15 protein-coding genes and 2 pseudogenes are annotated in these 17,574 nt (G+C 52.7%); 10 read left to right on the top strand and 7 right to left on the bottom strand.

Going from position 1 to position 17,574, the window contains the following annotated elements; all coding sequences use genetic code 11:
* Positions 1 to 499 precede the first annotated feature (499 nt).
* Positions 500 to 907 carry a fosfomycin resistance glutathione transferase gene (gene fos, locus ACI2I2_RS09760; RefSeq protein WP_404657730.1) on the top strand — a complete coding sequence of 136 codons (408 nt, stop codon included), beginning with the start codon at positions 500 to 502 and terminating at the stop codon, positions 905 to 907.
* Positions 908 to 963: 56 nt separating this feature from the next.
* Here the strand turns inward: fos and ACI2I2_RS09755 are convergent, their stop codons facing one another.
* Positions 964 to 1,353, bottom strand: coding sequence for a Spy/CpxP family protein refolding chaperone (locus ACI2I2_RS09755; protein ID WP_404657729.1), 390 nt, complete (start codon positions 1,351 to 1,353; stop codon positions 964 to 966).
* 287 nt (positions 1,354 to 1,640) lie between these two features.
* On the opposite strand from ACI2I2_RS09755, the gene ACI2I2_RS09750 reads away from it, so the two are divergent.
* Positions 1,641 to 2,810, top strand: a complete 1,170-nt coding sequence (locus ACI2I2_RS09750; RefSeq protein ID WP_404657728.1) for an efflux RND transporter periplasmic adaptor subunit — start codon at positions 1,641 to 1,643, stop codon at positions 2,808 to 2,810.
* 3 nt (positions 2,811 to 2,813) lie between these two features.
* Positions 2,814 to 5,918, top strand: a pseudogene (locus ACI2I2_RS09745) (efflux RND transporter permease subunit).
* A gap of 6 nt (positions 5,919 to 5,924) precedes the next feature.
* On the opposite strand, the gene ACI2I2_RS09740 reads toward ACI2I2_RS09745, so the two are convergent.
* A complete protein-coding gene (locus ACI2I2_RS09740; protein WP_404657727.1) occupies positions 5,925 to 6,596 on the bottom strand; it encodes a helix-turn-helix domain-containing protein in 672 nt (223 codons plus the stop codon).
* A 240-nt stretch (positions 6,597 to 6,836) separates the two neighbouring features.
* Between ACI2I2_RS09740 and ACI2I2_RS09735 the strand changes: the two genes are divergently transcribed.
* Positions 6,837 to 7,367, top strand: a complete 531-nt coding sequence (locus ACI2I2_RS09735; protein ID WP_404657726.1) for a DUF4136 domain-containing protein — start codon at positions 6,837 to 6,839, stop codon at positions 7,365 to 7,367.
* A gap of 40 nt (positions 7,368 to 7,407) precedes the next feature.
* Here ACI2I2_RS09735 and ACI2I2_RS09730 read toward each other — a convergent pair whose 3' ends face one another.
* Positions 7,408 to 8,820 carry a PLP-dependent aminotransferase family protein gene (locus tag ACI2I2_RS09730; protein WP_404657725.1) on the bottom strand — a complete coding sequence of 471 codons (1,413 nt, stop codon included), beginning with the start codon at positions 8,818 to 8,820 and terminating at the stop codon, positions 7,408 to 7,410.
* A gap of 176 nt (positions 8,821 to 8,996) precedes the next feature.
* On the opposite strand from ACI2I2_RS09730, the gene ACI2I2_RS09725 reads away from it, so the two are divergent.
* Together ACI2I2_RS09725 and ACI2I2_RS09720 are read left to right on the top strand one after the other, a co-directional pair.
* Complete coding sequence (locus ACI2I2_RS09725; RefSeq protein WP_404657724.1) at positions 8,997 to 9,161, top strand: DUF1127 domain-containing protein; 165 nt, start codon at positions 8,997 to 8,999, stop codon at positions 9,159 to 9,161.
* 481 nt (positions 9,162 to 9,642) lie between these two features.
* Positions 9,643 to 9,804, top strand: coding sequence for a hypothetical protein (locus tag ACI2I2_RS09720; protein WP_404657723.1), 162 nt, complete (start codon positions 9,643 to 9,645; stop codon positions 9,802 to 9,804).
* Positions 9,805 to 9,835: 31 nt separating this feature from the next.
* On the opposite strand, the gene ACI2I2_RS09715 is transcribed toward ACI2I2_RS09720, so the two are convergent.
* Positions 9,836 to 11,116: a DUF445 domain-containing protein gene (locus tag ACI2I2_RS09715; RefSeq protein ID WP_404657722.1), complete on the bottom strand. Its 1,281-nt coding sequence runs from the start codon at positions 11,114 to 11,116 to the stop codon at positions 9,836 to 9,838.
* A gap of 45 nt (positions 11,117 to 11,161) precedes the next feature.
* Positions 11,162 to 13,045, bottom strand: a complete 1,884-nt coding sequence (locus tag ACI2I2_RS09710; RefSeq protein WP_404657795.1) for a potassium transporter Kup — start codon at positions 13,043 to 13,045, stop codon at positions 11,162 to 11,164.
* Between the two features lie 299 nt (positions 13,046 to 13,344).
* On the opposite strand from ACI2I2_RS09710, the gene ACI2I2_RS09705 reads away from it, so the two are divergent.
* From ACI2I2_RS09705 to ACI2I2_RS09695, 3 genes are read left to right on the top strand one after another with little or no spacing between them, the layout of a single operon-like run.
* Positions 13,345 to 13,791 (top strand): STM2901 family protein, encoded by a 447-nt coding sequence (locus tag ACI2I2_RS09705; protein WP_330982165.1) that lies wholly within the window; start codon positions 13,345 to 13,347, stop codon positions 13,789 to 13,791.
* The gene (locus ACI2I2_RS09700) at positions 13,718 to 14,158 is read left to right on the top strand and encodes a DUF1493 family protein (protein WP_404657721.1); all 441 of its coding nucleotides are present in this window, start codon (positions 13,718 to 13,720) and stop codon (positions 14,156 to 14,158) included. Before ACI2I2_RS09705 ends, ACI2I2_RS09700 begins: the two co-directional genes overlap by 74 nt.
* Positions 14,159 to 14,172: 14 nt before the next feature.
* Entirely contained in the window at positions 14,173 to 14,658 is a 486-nt protein-coding gene (locus ACI2I2_RS09695) for an Hcp family type VI secretion system effector (protein ID WP_404657720.1), read from the top strand.
* A 72-nt stretch (positions 14,659 to 14,730) separates the two neighbouring features.
* On the opposite strand, the gene ACI2I2_RS09690 is transcribed toward ACI2I2_RS09695, so the two are convergent.
* Both ACI2I2_RS09690 and ACI2I2_RS09685 read right to left on the bottom strand, forming a co-directional pair.
* Positions 14,731 to 15,066: a SymE family type I addiction module toxin gene (locus tag ACI2I2_RS09690; RefSeq protein ID WP_404657719.1), complete on the bottom strand. Its 336-nt coding sequence runs from the start codon at positions 15,064 to 15,066 to the stop codon at positions 14,731 to 14,733.
* 274 nt (positions 15,067 to 15,340) lie between these two features.
* Positions 15,341 to 15,691, bottom strand: a pseudogene (locus ACI2I2_RS09685) (type I restriction-modification system endonuclease); the annotation flags it as partial.
* Between the two features lie 365 nt (positions 15,692 to 16,056).
* Here ACI2I2_RS09685 and ACI2I2_RS09680 point away from each other — a divergent pair.
* Positions 16,057 to 17,412 (top strand): esterase-like activity of phytase family protein, encoded by a 1,356-nt coding sequence (locus ACI2I2_RS09680; RefSeq protein ID WP_404657718.1) that lies wholly within the window; start codon positions 16,057 to 16,059, stop codon positions 17,410 to 17,412.
* The last annotated feature ends 162 nt before the right edge of the window (positions 17,413 to 17,574 follow it).

The following is a 17,574-nucleotide window of genomic DNA, read 5'->3' as shown; positions in this document are numbered from 1 at the left end:
AAACATGGTTTTCCAATAACTATCTTGAGTCAATATTTACACAAATTTAGATCTGATTACGATCCGAAATTTTACATATCATCCATGTTTTTAGGGTTGGTAACGCGTTTGTGACAGAGTTGGGAATATTCTCGATGCTATTCGTAGATTAACTGCAATTAGTGATTGTTAATCAGTATATTAGGCTTGATGTGTAAGCAGGTTTAATGCTTTGTAAGAAAATTCTTATACGGCATGAAATTATTAACTTTCGAATCTTTTGTTAAATTGTGTGAAGTTTGAGCAATAAAAGGTCGCACGATCTTTTATTTTGAAATTAAACGAAAGCTCAACAGAAAAAACTCTACAAAGCCCTTCAAAAGCTGACGTAAAAACATATTTCACTGTCGATTGTCTTTTGGCGATGTTTTGTTGCGTGTGCCTCACCGTGCTCAGGGGGAAATGTCCTGGACAGAAGCCTGGAATTCGCTTCAATAAGGGCATGCAACAGGAGAACAAGATGCTAAATGGCCTGAATCATCTGACACTTGCTGTCACCGACCTTGAACGTAGCCTGCGTTTTTATCGGGCGTTACCCGGCCTGCGCCTGCACGCACGTTGGGACAATGGGGCTTACTTTAGCTGTGGCGAGCTGTGGTTTTGCCTTTCCGTAGATACCCATGTGGCTGAGAACAGCGACTACACCCATTACGCCTTCAGCGTGTCTGAGGAAGACTTTGAGCAAACGGTGGCAGGGCTGGTCGCACAGGGCGCGGTGGTGTGGAAAGACAATAAAAGCGAAGGTGCGTCGTACTATTTCCTCGACCCGGACGGCCATAAGCTAGAGCTGCATGTTGGTAGCCTGGCGCAACGTCTGGCAGCGTGTCGCGAAAAACCCTATGCGGGGATGGTGTTTTACGACGAATAAAGGGAAACGCGACGTTTCCCTTCAACATGCTGATAAAAGAGGAAAAGAGGGCGGGATTACTTCAGGTTCTGCTGGTAAAGCTCAACCAGCTTCTGCTTCTGCTCTGGCGTCAGCATGTTGCTGATGCTGGTGTAGTAGCTGATTTTGCAGTGCGCTGCCTGGGTGTGAAGGGTGTTTTGTACGGCCATTTGTTGTTCAAACACGGCGTCGTCCACTTTGCCTTTCTTCACCATCTCCAGGAACAGGCGCGGCTGATATTTTCCGGCATCGATATTATTCATGCACTGCTCTGCGGTGGCATGCAGTTTAATCAGCTGGCTTTTTTGTTGCTTATTCAGATTTAAAATACTGTTCATTTCTTCCGGTTTGGTCGGAGCTTCTGCGGCCAGCGTCATGCCCGAAAAAATAAAAGTTGAGAGACCCAGAATAATCGTTGGGAATTTCATTATGGTTGACTCCTTTGTTGTTCTGCCCTTTAGTCTGAAAAAGCCTCTGCCGCAAAAGCCCTTAGCGGCAGAGGAATCGGACTTTCAAGGTTTAAGTACCTGCATGATGATGCAGTCTGTCACGCCGCCAGAAATAAACTCTCCGACGCCGGAAATAAGGTAATTCGGCTGGTGATTTCCCGGCAACGTTTCATTAGTCCCAAATGAAACTCTTTCCCGGTGCCTTATTTTGTATAGTCCGTGGCTCGCAATAAATAACAATATTCTCGGACTTATCAGGCGGAATTATGATGAATACGCTTCACAGAGCTTTTGCTGGTGGCCTGCTCATGTCATGCGCCATGCTCTTAACAGCTTGCGATCGCACCGCAGCCCCTTCAGCCAGCGCAGCCCCTCATCCTGTGGGAGTGGTGACACTTCGCGCCCAGCCTCTTCCCGTGCAAACCGAATTGCCAGGCCGCGTGTCGGCGTTTCGGGTGGCGGACGTTCGCCCGCAGGTGAACGGCATTATCCTCAAGCGCAATTTTGTTGAGGGCAGCCACGTTAAGGAAGGCGAGTCGTTGTACCAAATCGACCCTGCGCCTTATCAGGCGGCGCTCAACAGCGCCAAAGGGGATTTAGCGAAAGCCAGAGCAGCAGCCACTCAGGCGCACCTGACTGCAAACCGCTATCAAAAACTGATCAAAACGCATTACGTCAGCCAGCAGGATTACGACACTGCCGTTGCCAACGCACAGCAGGCGGATGCTCAGGTGGTGGCGGCTTCGGCAGAAGTGCAAACCGCGCAAATCAATCTCAACTATACCCGCGTGACTTCTCCGATTTCGGGCGTGATAGGTAAATCCAGCGTCACAGAAGGCGCGCTGGTGACCAACGGGCAGTCGTCTGCCCTGGCGACAGTTCAGCAACTCGACCCGGTGTATGTCGATGTCACGCAATCCAGCGACGACTATCTGCGCCTTAAAAACGAGCTGGAAAACGGTGAAATTAAACAGCAAGACGGCAAAGCCGACGTGATGCTGCAAATGGACAATGGGCGGCTTTATCCGCAGCAGTGTCAGCTCGAATTCTCGGATGTGACCGTTGATCAAACGACGGGCTCCATCACCGTACGTGCGGTTTGCCCAAATGCGGATAACGTTCTGTTGCCGGGCATGTTTGTGCGTGCGCACCTGACGGAAGGCATTCGTGAAAACGCCTTGCTGGTACCGCAACAGGCGATCACGCGGACACCACGTGGCGATGCTACCGCTCTGGTTGTCGACAAAGACAATAAGGCGCAGTTACGCCCAGTGACCGCCGCGCAAGCGATGGGCAACCAGTGGCGTGTGTCTTCTGGGCTGAAAGCTGGCGATCGAGTGATTGTGACAGGTCAGTTGATGTTGCGCCCGGGCATGCCGGTGAAAGCCACGGAAGACGACAGCATGGCGGCGTGGGCCAACGGGGCGGGGAAATAAGCGATGTCGAATTTCTTTATCAACCGTCCCATTTTTGCCTGGGTTATCGCCATTGTGCTGATGCTGGCGGGCGGGTTGTCGATCCTCAAACTGCCGGTCTCGCAATATCCAACCATCGCACCGCCTGCGGTGCAGATAACCGCGAGCTACCCTGGCGCGGATGCGAAAACGGTGGAAGACACCGTCACGCAGGTTATCGAGCAAAAAATGAATGGGCTTGATGGCCTGATGTACATGTCTTCCAACAGCGATGCGATGGGCAATGCCACGGTGACTTTGACGTTCACCAACGGCACCGATCCGGATATCGCACAAGTGCAGGTACAGAACAAGCTGCAACTGGCGATGCCGCTGTTGCCACAAACCGTGCAGAGCATGGGGATCAACGTGCAGAAAGCCAGCAGCGGCTTTCTGATGGTGGTGGGCTTTACCGGTGAAAAAGGCAGTTCGCTGACCCAGGCTGACCTGGCGGATTACGTCGCTTCAACAGTACAAGATCCTGTCAGCCGTACGCAGGGCGTGGGTCAGGTTCAGTTGTTTGGTGCGCAGTACGCCATGCGTATCTGGCTTGATCCGAACAAGCTCAACAACTATCAGCTCACCACTGAAGATGTGGTGCGAGCGATAAAATCGCAGAACAACCAGATTGCGGGCGGCCAGCTTGGCGCGTTGCCTGCGCCACAGTCTCAGCGCCTGAATGCGTCGATCATCGCTCAGACTCGCCTGAGCTCGCCGCAGCAGTTCGGCAATATCATTTTGCGTGTGAATGAAGATGGCTCTCAGGTTCGCCTGCGTGATGTGGCACGCATCGAGCTTGGCAGTGAAAACTACAGCACCAGCGCTGAATACAACGGACGGCCTGCCGCCGGATTGGGCATTAAACTCGCGACTGGCGCGAACGCGCTGGATACCGCACAGGCGGTAAAGGATGAAATCAACACGCTTCAGCCATTCTTCCCGCAGGGCATGAAAGTGGTTTATCCCTACGACACCACGCCGTTCGTGAAAATCTCCATTCACGAAGTGGTGAAGACGTTGCTGGAAGCGATAATCCTCGTGTTCCTGGTGATGTATCTGTTTATGCAAAACCTGCGAGCGACGCTGATCCCGACCATCGCGGTGCCTGTGGTCTTACTCGGTACCTTCGCGGTACTGGCGGCCTGCGGGTTTTCGATTAACACCCTGACGATGTTCGGCATGGTGCTGGCGATTGGGCTGTTGGTGGACGACGCCATCGTGGTGGTCGAAAACGTCGAACGCGTGATGATGGAAGAAGGGCTGTCGCCCAAAGAAGCGACGCGCAAATCCATGGGGCAAATTCAGGGCGCGCTGGTCGGCATCACCATGGTGCTGTCAGCGGTCTTCATCCCAATGGCGTTTTTCGGCGGCTCTACCGGCGCGATTTACCGCCAGTTCTCGGTGACCATTGTGTCGGCGATGGTGCTGTCGGTGCTGACGGCGATGATCCTCACGCCTGCGCTGTGCGCCACGTTGCTCAAACCGGGGAATCACGCGCCGCAAAAAGGCTTCTTCGCCTGGTTCAATCGCCTGTTCGACAAGAGTACCGATCACTATCAGGACAGCGTCGGGCGAGTTCTGCGCAAAACCGGGCGCATGATGGCGCTGTATGTCGTTATCGTGCTGGGAATGGCGGCGATGTTTATCCTGCTGCCCACTTCATTCCTGCCGGATGAGGATCAGGGCGTGTTTATGAACATGGTGCAACTGCCGTCCGGGGCCACGCAGGCGCGCACTCAGGCGAGTCTCGATACCGTCACGCACTATTATTTGCACCAGGAAAAGGCCAACGTGAATTCGGTGTTTACCGTGGCGGGCTTTGGCTTTAACGGCAACGGCCAAAACAACGGCCTGGCGTTTGTCAGCCTGAAAGACTGGAGCGAACGCAGCGGGGCGGCGAATCACGTGGAGGCGATTATTCATCGTGCCAACCAGACGTTCGCTCACACGGTAAAAGACGGCGTAGCGTTCGCTTTCAACCTGCCTGCGATAACGGATTTAGGCACGGCGACGGGCTTCGACTTCGAGCTTATCGACAAGGCCAATCAGTGCCACGCGGCGCTGACCAAAGCCCGTAATCAGCTGCTGTTTATGGCGCATAAGTTCCCCAATGTGGTGACCAAAATCCGCCCGAACGGGCTGGAAGATGCGCCGCAGATGAAGCTTGAGATTGACCAGGATAAAGCCGAGGCGTTGGGCGTCAGCAACGATGCCATCAACAACACTCTTTCTACGGCGCTGGGCGGCACGTATGTGAATGACTTCCTCGACCGTGGGCGAGTGAAAAAAGTCTACGTGCAGGCGGATGAAGATTTCCGCATGCTGCCGGACGATATCAACAGCTGGTATGTGAAGGGCAAACATAACCAGATGGTGCCGTTCTCGGCGTTCGCCAGCGCCAAATGGGAATACGGTTCGCCACGTCTGGAGCGTTACAACGGCCAGCCGTCGATGGAAATATTGGGTGAGCCAGCTCCGGGCCGCAGCTCTGGTCAGGCGATGATGTTGATGGCAAAACTGGCCGCCAAATTACCACAAGGATTTGGCTATCAGTGAACGGGCATGTCCTATCAACAGCAGCTTTCGGGGCACCAGGCGCCTGCGCTGTACGCGATTTCGCTGGTGGTGGTGTTTCTTTGTCTGGCAGCGCTTTATGAGAGCTGGTCGGTGCCGTTCGCGGTGATGTTAGTCGTGCCGTTAGGCGTGATTGGCGCGTTGCTCGGGGCGACGTTCCGCGGGCTCAGCAATGACGTTTACTTCCAGGTCGGGTTGTTGACCACCATCGGGCTGTCGGCGAAGAACGCGATTCTGATTGTCGAGTTCGCCAAAGATCTAATGGAAAAAGAAGGCAAAGCGTTAATGGAAGCCACGCTGGAAGCGGTGCGGATGCGTTTACGTCCGATTCTGATGACCTCGCTGGCCTTTATTCTTGGCGTTTTGCCACTGGTCGTCAGCAACGGTGCGGGCAGCGGCGCGCAAAATGCGGTAGGGACAGGCGTCATGGGCGGGATGATCAGCGCCACGCTGTTGGCGATTTTCTTCGTGCCAGTGTTTTACGTGGTGGTGATGCGGCGCTTTGGCCGCCGATAAAACATCTTAATAGCGCAGCGGCAGGTGAACGATTTTCACCAGTTTGCCCCGTTGCGCTTCCACGTAACCGCCCTCCGTCAGGTCTTTTAACACCCGTAAAATGGTGCTGCGCGACAGCTTGGTCGAGCCAAGAATGTAATTGAGGATGGTGGTGTTTTTGCGCAGTGTTTCGTCGTGTTTTTCCAGCTCCAGCAGCTTGCCGCGAATGGTGTCGTAAGCGTTGTCGTTCAGCAGATGCAAATCTCGCCAGCTGGAAAAATGCAGATGGTATGCAAGGACTTTCGCGACATCCTGCCACAGTTCAGGCTGTTGATTGAAAAGCGCCTGAGCTTTGGCGCCTGAAAGGGCAAAAACTTCGCAGTCGGCAGCAAACTTCACATAGGTGATGTCGCCCACCGGGATAGCGAGTTCGGCCAGACCAAAAATATGCGGGGCTTTCGCCATGCTCATTTGCAGATCGTCAGCCCGGCGATGCAGCCAAAAATTACCTTCTGTGAGCAGGTAAATTTCCGGGCCATTTTTTTGAAAACTGCGTGGCCGACGGGCGACAATTTTCTCCGCTTCCGGCAACAGCGCCGCCATTAACCGCTCAAGACTGTCCAGCGGTTTTAATTCCATGATTTTATCCAGCGTCAGCTGGAAAGGGTCATCGGCATGCGGTGTGGGGGTGAGGGTCATGGTGGGTCAACTTTTGCAGGTGTGAGAATTTTCCTACACCTTAGAACAATTACCTGAGCGCTTCAAACGGCTTTCCGGGCAGTTAATTAACATCTGTTTCTGGGCCCGGAACGTGTTCATCACTGAATGAACTTTCTTACTTCTGCTTACGTAGCATCGATTCTGCGCAGGATGGACGAGCTATGCTTATTTATATCTGCAAAGAATGGTTTTCCTTTCTTTTTCTCTTCGGAGGCCACTATGCGTATCGCGCATTCTCTTTCGCTGGCGACACTGTGTCTCGCCCTGGCGGGCTGTGCCAATGAGCCTACCGTGCAAAGTGACTATGACCACAGCGTTAACTTTACCCACTACCAGACGTATAATTTCGCCCAACCAGGCGCAGGGCGTTATCTCACGCTACAGCAGAAATATTTGCAGGATGCGATTGGCCTGCAGATGGCGCAGCGCGGCTATCAGCGCAGCGATAAGCCCGACCTGATTATCTACACCCATTCCCAACTTGAAGACGGTATGGAATACGGCCTTTCCCCGGCGTTTGTCGGCTGGGGCGGCGCATGGCAATGGCAAAACTACGACCGGATGCCGGAACAGTGGACGGAAAACAGCCTGGTGATTGACGTGGTCGACCCGCAGAAAAAACAGCAGGTCTGGCAGGGCGCGATCAGCCAATTTTCGCCCGGCTATAATCAAGCACTCACCACGTCAGATGTGAATCATGCGGTGGCGAATGTCTTCAAACAATGGCCGACTAATACGGTGTCTGGCTGAGCTCTTTAAACGTTCGCAGTCGGTTTGGGCTGCGAACGCCTTACTCCATCGCCAGATGAATCGCCTCGCCCAGTTTTTCCATGACCTCACGGTGTTTATCGTTGGTGGGCAGAGCGCAGTTGATGCGTAAGCAGTTTCGGTATTTCCCCGAGGCTGAAAACAGTGAACCGGGCGCGACCTGGATGCGCAGCTCGCACAGTTGTTTTGCGACACACACCATATCGACCTTTTCTGGCAATTCGACCCACAGCATGTAGCCACCTTGCGGCCGGGTGACGCAGATCCCGCAGGGGAAATACTCCCGGATCCAACAGGTGTAGGTTTCCATATTGCTGTGATAAAGCTGGCGCATCCGTCGCAGATGGCGATGGTAATGCCCTTCACGGATAAACGCCGCGACGGCAAGCTGCGTCACCGGCACGTTGGTGGCGCTGGTGGCGTATTTCATGTGCAGCACGCGGTCGTAATAGCGGCCCGGAATAATCCAGCCCACGCGCAGCCCCGGCGCAACGGTCTTGGTGAAAGAGCTGCACAGCAGCACACGACCGTCGATATCCATCGATCGAATGGTGCTTGGGCGCGGATAGTCGTTCGCCAGCTCGCCATAGATATCATCTTCAAAAATGACGATGTCGTGGCGTTGTGCGAGAGAAAGGATCTGCCGTTTACGCGCATCGGGCATGATAAATCCCAGCGGATTGTTGCAGTTCGGCACCAGGATAACGCCTTTGATCGGCCACTGCTCCAGCGCCAGTTCCAGTGCTTCTATGCTGATCCCGGTTTGTGAGTCGGTTGGGATTTCGATCGTTTTGATCCCGTAGCCGCGCAGCAACTGCATGGTGCCGTAATAACAAGGGGATTCCACCGCCACAATGTCGCCCGGCTGGCATACCGCCAGCAGCGCAACGGCCAGCGCGGCATGGCAGCCGTTGGTGATAACGATATCGTCGGCGGTGACCACCGTGCCGCCATCCAGCATCAGACGGGCGATTTGTTCGCGCAGTTCGCGGCGGCCGGGCAGGGTGTCGTAGTTGAAAATGTCGTTAGCCCCGTGCTGCACCGCGCGGGTCATTTCACGCCACAGCGGTTTCAGGCTTGGCTGGGAAACATCCGGCGAACCGCCGCCAAACGCGGTGATCGCCTTATCGCCGCGAGCACTCATCAGATCCAACACCTGATCCCATTGCGTGATCTCCACTGGGCGCTGGGTAGGGCGAGTCATGGCGGGCACCGGCGGCTGGGCTTTGCGCGGGGCAATAAAGTAGCCCGAGCGTGGCTGCGGGGTGATCAACTGCAAGGTTTCCAGCGTCTGATAAGCCTGCTGGACGGTGCTGATGCTGACACCGTGTTCCTGACTGAGTGCGCGCACCGAAGGCAGTTTTTCGCCCTGGCGATACAGCCCTTGTTCGATTCGCTCGGCGAGCAGGTTCGCCAGATGCTGATAACGTATCATTGCTGTATCCCCAATTTTCACCATACAGACGCCAAAACCAGTACAGATTGGCCGCCAGAATGCCGTTCAGACCCTGTTTTAGCGAATCTGTATGTTAAATAAAAGTACATTTTGCATCTGTATTGTAAAGGCCGCTCCGGCGATGATAAGCCATCGACAGCGTGGGGAGGTGCAGGATGGAATTTTACGAGAACAGAGCAAAAGCGCCGTTTCAGATTTTCGTGCTGATGGGCCGATGGGTAAGACAGAGCTGGCGTGCCCACCAGACGCGGCGGGTGCTGGATAAACTCAGCGATGAACAGCTGAAGGACATCGGGTTACGTCGTAATGATTACGGCTAACTACCGGAAAGCAGACGTAAAAAAGCCGCTTTGAAAGCGGCTTTTTTACTGTGCTGACAGGTTAGCGGCCTGTCCATTCGGGGAAGTTAAGCCCGGATGCTGCACTAGCTCAGGCAATCGAAACCCACAACGTGAAGTGTACTGATTTGCTTGCGTGTTGCAACCGACTTTCAGCTGAAAACGTGAAGCTGCTTCCCGAAATAACCATTTTAATTTTGTGGTCTACAGGCAGAATATGTCCGTGGATGAAGAAACTGAGCTGCCCGGTAGCAAGTGCTCTGCTCACCAGTCATACGTTAACTCCGTGCGTATGACTGGTGAGGCAGTCCTTGCCATGGGCCTTTCAACGGGGTAGCTCCCGCCGGGTATGAAAGCCAGTCAACCGGGTCAGCTCAGGCAATCGAAATCCGCAACTTTGATTGCAATCGTCGTGAACGCCCGGATTAGCCTCGGTGAGCTGACCTTGCAGGGAGGCAGGGTAATGAAAATATCACCTTGTGATGTGCTCGTTATCGTCGTGACAACCGCGCTTGTACTGTTTGGACGACTGAATGTTGAGGCGGAAAACCTCAAATTCGATAAGTTCGTGGCTCAGCATATTGAGCTACAGCTGAAGGGCGTGTTATTGCGGGCTCAGCAGTAAAAGAAACCGACGGGGCGCAGGCCCCGTCACCTTACCGAATCAAAGGCATCACCAACGCAGGCAGTTGCGATAACCCCCACAAGATCAGGCCGATCGTGCCGCCAACCAGCGTGCCGTTAATGCGGATAAACTGGAGATCTTTGCCGATGTTCAGCTCAATCTGGCGCGACATATCGCGCGCATCCCAGCTTTTTACCGTGTCGCTGATGTGGCGCGTCAGGAAGGTGGCGAACTCCGGTGCAACCCGGCGGGCTGCCTGCTCCAGATGGCCGTTGAGCGACGCACGCAGCGCTTCGTCGGTCACCAGCGTTTCACCCAGCCACAATCCGGCTTCGGCAATCCGTTTCTGCACGCGAGAGTCTTGCGCACTAAGATCTTCTTTCAGCCACTGACGCAGGTCGGCCCACATCTCGCCGAGATAGCGGTTAAACGTCTCATCGTTTTTCAGGTAGCGCTTAATGTTTTCGGCTTTGGCGGCCATTTCCGGGTCCGCTTTCAGATTATCGATAAGCTTCAACACCGCGCGATCAAAAGCCTGGCGTACCTGATGGGCGCTGTCCTGACTGACGTCATCGAGCAGCGTATTGACCGCTTCAGTCACCATCTCCGCACTGTGCTCGCCCAGCCACTCGGTGGGCAACACTTTGGCTTTCAGCGGGTGCTCTTTCTCCAGCCAGTGAATGATTTGCCGGGCGATAAATTCGCGGCTGCTTTCGCGCTTGAGCAGCGCAATCAACTGGGCAATCAGTGCATCCAGCAGCTTTTGGTGACGGTTGTTTTTGGTCATGCTTTCCAGCATCAGCGCGCTGGTACCCGTCAGGTCAACTTTATCAATTGCCTTGTGCACCGCGCGTTTGAGCAAGCCCTGAATACGTGAGTCATCGGTCAGTTCCAGAAAACCGCCCATCACCTTGATCAAGTGCTGACCCACACGCTGTGCGTTATCGGGCTGGCTGAACCAGTTGCCAATCATCAGCGCCGGTTCGTGCTTCTGAATCAGATTCACCAGCGACTGGGTATCAAGAAATTTTTCCTGCACGAACTGCCCGAGATTGTCGCCAATCCGGTCTTTATTGCGTGGAATGATCGCCGTGTGGCGAGAGATAAACGGCAGCGGCACGCGCCGAAACAGAGCCACCACCGCAAACCAGTCGGCCAGCGCACCGACCATCGCCGCTTCCGAAATGGCCTTCAGCGCCCCGACCCACGGCGCAGGTGGCAGGAACAACGTGGTGATAAAAATCGCTGCAGCAATCAGCAGCAGTGAGAGCGCCAGCAGTTTGGCGCGTTTGAGTTCAGCTATTTTGTCCATGGCCTAAGCATAGAGCGCGACGGTAGGGGAGTGCAAAAAACGCGACTAAATCGCCACCCGTCGGCTGATTTCAACGACCTGATCGGCAGGCAGATGATAGTAGTGCGTCGCGTGGGTGCAGTTGCGCGCCATAAAGGCAAAACAACTGCGCTGCCATTTGGCGATACCCTGCCCGTTCTCGCGCCCGACAATGGTTTCGTGGCCGAGATAATAGGTGGCATCCTCCAGTTCAAACGGGCAGCGGCGGCTGGTGATTTCGCTTTGCAGCGCCGGAATGTTCGGGTGTTCCATAAAGCCGTAATACGCAACAGCACGCCAGTAATTCGGGGCGACTCTGGTGATCACCAGACGATTTAAGTGAGTGATTCGCGGGACGTTAAGCACGGAGATGGTCAGCGTCAGCACGTTCTCCTGCAATGAGCGATTGCGGGCGACATGCCAGCGCATCACCGGCGGCACGCCGTTTTTTGAACGTGTCAAAAACACCGCCGAACCGGGCACGCGGGGAATGTTGTTATCGCGCAGCTTGTTGAAGAAGGTTTCGAGCGGCATCTCTTTTTCGTTGATGGCATCGAGCGTGGCGTTGATCCCGCGGTGCCAGACGATCATCACCGTACAAATCATCGCCGCCAGCAGCAGCGGAATGTAGCCGCCGTCCAGCACCTTGATCAGGTTCGCTATCAGGAAACTGGTATCAATCACGAGGAACAGCAGGGCGACTGACGTGCTGGCGAGCTTGCTCCAGTGCCAAATCTGGCGCATCGCCACATACAGCAGGCCGGAGGTCATCAGCATGGTCAGCGACACTGCGATGCCATAAGCCGCCGCTAAGTTATCGGAAGACCTGAAGAACACAGCCAGGAACACAGTCGCCACCATCAACAGCCAGTTGACCATGCCGATATAAATCTGGCCGTAGTTATCCGCCGCGGTTTGCTTGATGCGCAAGTGCGGCAGCCAGCCAAGCTGGATAGTCTGGCGCGTCATCGAGAAAGCGCCAGTGATGATGGCCTGGCTGGCGATAATGGTGGCGAGCGTGGCGAGGATCACCAGGGGGATTTGCATCGCGGGCGGACAAAGACGGAAAAAGATGTTGTGCGAGATATCCGCGCCGGAGAGCAGCAGCGCCGATTGACCGGCATAGTTCAGCACCAGGGCGGGAAACACCATGCCGTACCACGCCAGCCAGATAGGTTTTTTGCCGAAATGCCCCATGTCGGCATACAGCGCTTCCGCACCCGTCACGCAGAGAAACACGCCGCCCAGCACTAAAAAACTGACCAGCCCGTTTGAAAGCAAAAAGTGGAAGCCGTACCAGGGATTGATCGCCAGCAACACCGTCGGGTGCTGAAGAATGCCCCAGACGCCCAGCGCAGCAATCACCATGAACCACAGTGTCATAATCGGGCCAAAGACTCTGCCAATTTTCGCCGTGCCAAAAGGCTGAATGGCAAACAGCGCAACGAGGATCGTGACCGCAGCAGGCAGCACCAAATGCTGAGCTTCCGGGAAGACAATATTCAGCCCTTCCAGCGCCGAGAGCACTGAAATCGCGGGCGTAATCGCGCCATCGCCATAAATCAGCGCGGCACCCAGCAGCCCGGCAAAGATGATCAGCGCACGCCCTTTACGCAGATGCTGAAGCTGCGACATCAGCGCCATGATCCCGCCTTCACCACGGTTATCAAAGCGCATGGCAAACGCCGCGTATTTCACCGAGGTCACCAGGATCAGCGTCCAGATAATCAGAGAAAGTAAGCCGAGGATCAGCGGCGGCGTCGGGCTGCTGCCGGTCAGCAGGATCACCGTTTTCAGGGTATACAACGGGCTGGTGCCGATATCGCCAAACACCACACCAAGCGCGCCGCCCGCCAGCCACACTGTGCCGGGCGTTTTCTGCTCCGTCGTGCTATCCGCTGCCTGCGCCATCTGATCCATGGGGAATCCTGTTGGTTGTGGCCTGATAGAAATATAGAACAGATGGGGGAGGTTGGTTTTGCCTGTGGGGAAGGGTGTGGGGTTAGCCCCGGTGAACGCGCAGCCACCGATCGGAGTTATTAAATGAACCATTAATAACAGGATATGGCTGAACGCCTTATTTACCCCAGCTAAATAACTGTGAAGTAAAAATTAATGTTATGGACATTATGTGTCGTAAAGGAAAAAAACTTCGCCTCGATTGAAATAAAACGATATTCTATCGGTTCATTGTAAATAAGGACTCTCGAATGGATACGGTAGAGGAACTCAACGGAACCTATTTTTATGATGGCTCTTCTAATCTGAGTGCTGGCGAGTTATTTTTCTGGATAACCATAGATGAAACGCTCGACCATTTCGGTATCTCAGATATCGCCGCAGTAACGGGCATTTATCTGGGGTCAAACAGTGTGACCGTGGCAGGGAAATTTGCGGGCGCAACGCCAGGAACATCAGTCGCATCAATATACTCAAGAAAGCTTTTTCGTGATCGCATGCTGCCCGTTCGATTGCCTACGTGGGTTGGGTTTCCGCCAAATGTGAAACGAATCATGACCCAAAGGTTAGGAACTTTCGTAGGAAGAACTATTCCAGTGGTAGGTTGGGTGATCCTTGCGGTCGATGTGTCAGTTATCATGTTTAAATCAGTCAATAAATATAACACGATTGTACATCCTTCAGATCGTCTGTGGTAGGTGCTTAATGACAGAGATAAATGACGTAGAACAAAGGGTAATAGACTGGTACAAAAAAAACTGGAATAAGCCAATGTTTCCTTTGTTTAGACGACCTGAGCTGACTATGGAAACCAGTTTGTCCACTGGGAAATTTCCATGGGCGAATGAAGATGCAGTGGAAATAGTAGAGCAATATTTTACTTTGTTTGGCGTAGATAAACGGCATTTTTCATTCATAAAGTACTGGCCTAATGAGGAAGTCTTTATGCCACTGAACTTCTTACGCTCAAAAAAGAATAAGTGGAAATGGATCGAGCCGGAACCGTTAACGTTAAAGATGCTGGTGGAATCAGCTAAAGCTGGTTACTGGCTTTATGATGAATAAAAGGAGTTTGAAAAATGGCAATCCCTTCTCACCTATGGCTCAAAGATGATGGCGGCTCGCTGATCAAAGGATCATGTGACGTTGCGCATCGGGAAGATAGCATAGAAATTATCGGCTTTGGTCATGGTTTGCATATTCCTACTGATAATAATACGGGAAAGATCACCGGTACGCGTATTCACGCCCCCATGATTATTGAAAAAGAGTTCGATAGCTCAACGCCGTATCTCTACAAAGCGGTGGCAACAGGTCAGTCGCTGCAATCCGCTGAGATTAAATGGTATGAAATTAATGATGCAGGACAGGAAGTTGAGTACTTCAATATGTTACTTGAAGGCGTAAAAATCGTTGCCGTGACACCGGTGATGTACAACACGAAGACTGTTGAAAAATGTAATCACATGGAGCGAGTTGAATTCCGCTACGAAAAAATTACATGGAAATATTGTGACGGGAATATTCAGTATACAGATGCCTGGAATGAACGAGTGACGGCATAGTAGCGAAGTGACTTGTCCTCAACATACCCACAATGATACCGGGAGGCTTAACCTCCCGGATCCGTAGAGCGATCAGTTAAAGGTGTTTTTGCTGCTCTCCACCATCTCGATCATTTCCATGATTTGCTGCTGCTTGCGTTCAGAGAGCTGCTGAATGCGGAACATGGTGTCTTCCAGCGTGGGCTTGAGGGTTTTGGCGGTAATGACGATACATTCGTCCATCACTCGGACTTCAATTTTGCGCCCTGCCGGGAAAAAGGCTTTTTCCAGCCACTGCCCGCGCAGAATAATCGCTGGGGTTTTGTCGGTTTTTGAAGCCGTGCTCACATAAGAGACGGTATAACTGCGCAAATTGGAAGGAAACACTACCGGTTTCATCCACTCTTCTATACGATTCATTTCAGCCATAATTTCTATTCTCTTGAAATAGGGTTTTTGGTTAGCGGGCGAGGGTGTTGCTGCACCTTCGTTTCGCGTCTTTTTTATTTCACTGTTACTTTATCCAGTGGGGGGGATAAAAGCCATCTTTAAATGGGGTATTTTTTTCTTTTAATTCGGCGTTTATTGGCTTTTATTATTATGTTTTTTCTTAATGTGTTCAGATGGATTTAATAATGAAAAACGCACCCGAAGGCGCGTTGAATATACAGTGTATCAGGCTTTCTTTCGCGTCACTTTTTCTGATATTTTCATGGAGTTCATGAGAGGGAAAATGTGACTGGAGTGTCTGGTTCAGGAACTGGTTATCAAAGCATTGACTGTAGCGATAGGATTCTGCCAGTTTTGCACTGACATCGATGTTGTTACGTTTGGCTTCGACAATAGCGATTGGCTTTAACCCAATAAATAAGACGTAATCGGCAAAACCCGTTTTCCCTGTTTCGTCAAGACCAGTAGGCCATTCCGCAATAGCCAAATTTCGCCCCTTTTCAGGGACCACCCCTCGTGCGTATGTCAGGCGCTTGCTGTCAGCTTCCCATCCTGCTTTGCATAATTGAGTATCAATAAGCTGACGAGTGTCTTCCTCGCTAAGTTCCTGCTGAATTGCATCGACTTGATGAGATTGGTCGTGACTCTTGGCTGCGCCGTTCATATCAATAAAGCCGGGATTTTCCATTTGGCTCTCTGCTCCCCGGAGCAATGTCTATCCTGCTGATGAATAAAATTACGGAAACGGAGTTGCATGGTATTTATTTATTGAAAAGCGATAAATAACAATGGCTTAGGTATAATTTCCAGTGATTTATCAGGTGTAAATGATCTGTTTGGTGAATATGATTTTTATTATTTCAAAAACAGGCGAGGTTCTTTTTAGAATTTCGGGCAGGTCAAATCGTGTCATTTTTCTGTCATCTCCCTTCTCTATGTTTTTCGTCATTTGTTAAGGAAACGAAAAACATGAAATTAAAACTCATCTCTCTGGCTTTACTCTCCGCTTTCTCTCTTCCTGCTCTGGCTGTGGAACCGACCGCTGAACGTTATGTGGTGAGCTTCCCGGAAGGGTCGCACATCAATTACAGCGGCGCTTTTGCCTCTGCTTTTCCTAATGGGCTGCCGGTCGGGATTGGCTCTGGATTGCTGTTTACCGGTAAGCAGGGCGATGCGCTGACGTTTGCGACGGTGACGGATCGTGGCCCCAATGCGGATTCGCCGAATGTCGGTAAACAGGAAGCCAAGATTTTCGTGACGCCGGATTTTGCGCCGCAGTTGCTTTCCATTCGTGTGGAAAACGGCAAAGCGCAGGCGACGGACGTGCGTGCTTTGCATGATGACAAAGGCCCGATCAACGGCCTGCCGTTGCAGAGCGGGGTGATTGGCTCCACTAACGAAGTGGCGCTGAGCGACACGCTGCAAAAACTGAACGGTGATAACCGTGGGCTGGATACCGAAGGTATTACTCCGGACGGCAAGGGCGGTTTTTGGCTGTGCGATGAATACGGCCCGTTCCTGATTAATATCGACAACAAAGGCAAGATCCTGGCGATACATGGCCCGCAGGCGGCGGATGGCGAGAAATCTATCGCGGGCGGTTTGCCGAATATCATTAAGTGGCGTCAGCCGAACCGTGGTTTTGAAGGCATCACGCGTATGCCGGATGGCCGTATTATCGCGGCGGTGCAGAGCACGCTGGATATCGACGGCAAGAGCAAGAAGAAGGCTGTTTTTACACGTCTGGTGAGCTTTGATCCGGCGAGCGGGAAAACGGCGATGTATGGCTACCCGATTGATGATGTGTACAGCAAAAACAGCGATGCCAAAATCGGTGACATCGTGGCGCTGGATAACAATCACATCCTGCTGATAGAGCAGGGCGGCGATAAAAACGATGTGATGCGCAATAACATCTACAAAGTCGATCTTAGCAAGGCGAGCGATCTGGCGGCCTTTGATAAACCAGGCGAATACCCTGAGTTTGATACAGCGGATCAACTGGCGAAGCGCGGGATCACGTTAGCGACGAAAACGCTGGCAGTCGATCTGCGTAAGCTTGGCTGGCAGCAGGAAAAAGCAGAAGGGCTGGCGCTGATCGACAGCAAAACCCTGGCGGTGGCGAACGATAATGACTTCGGCGTGAAGACCACACTGAAAGATCCGGTGGAAGGGAAAAAGCTGAAAGATTATCGGGTTAACGATCAGGGGAAATTGACCGTGGATGATCAGGTTGTGGCGACGACGATCGGCATTAAGCCGCTGGAAAAACCGGAGTCGCAGAGCGAGCTTTGGGTGGTGACGTTGCCTGAGGCGTTGATGTAACAACTGTGCGGTCTGCTCCCCCTCTCCCCAGCCCTCTCCCAAAGGGAGAGGGAGAAAAAGTTCCTGTCCTGGCGGATGTGAGGGAGATAAGTTTTGCTCTTTTTTTCATCTTTTCTATGGGCTGATGCGTTTTTTGTGGCTACAATGTGGCTACAACTGCAA

The organism is Scandinavium sp. NPDC088450 (assembly GCF_044900545.1).
Lineage (GTDB): Bacteria > Pseudomonadota > Gammaproteobacteria > Enterobacterales > Enterobacteriaceae > Scandinavium.
Note: the sequence above shows the minus strand (reverse complement) of the source record. Positions and strands in the feature narration are given on the sequence as shown.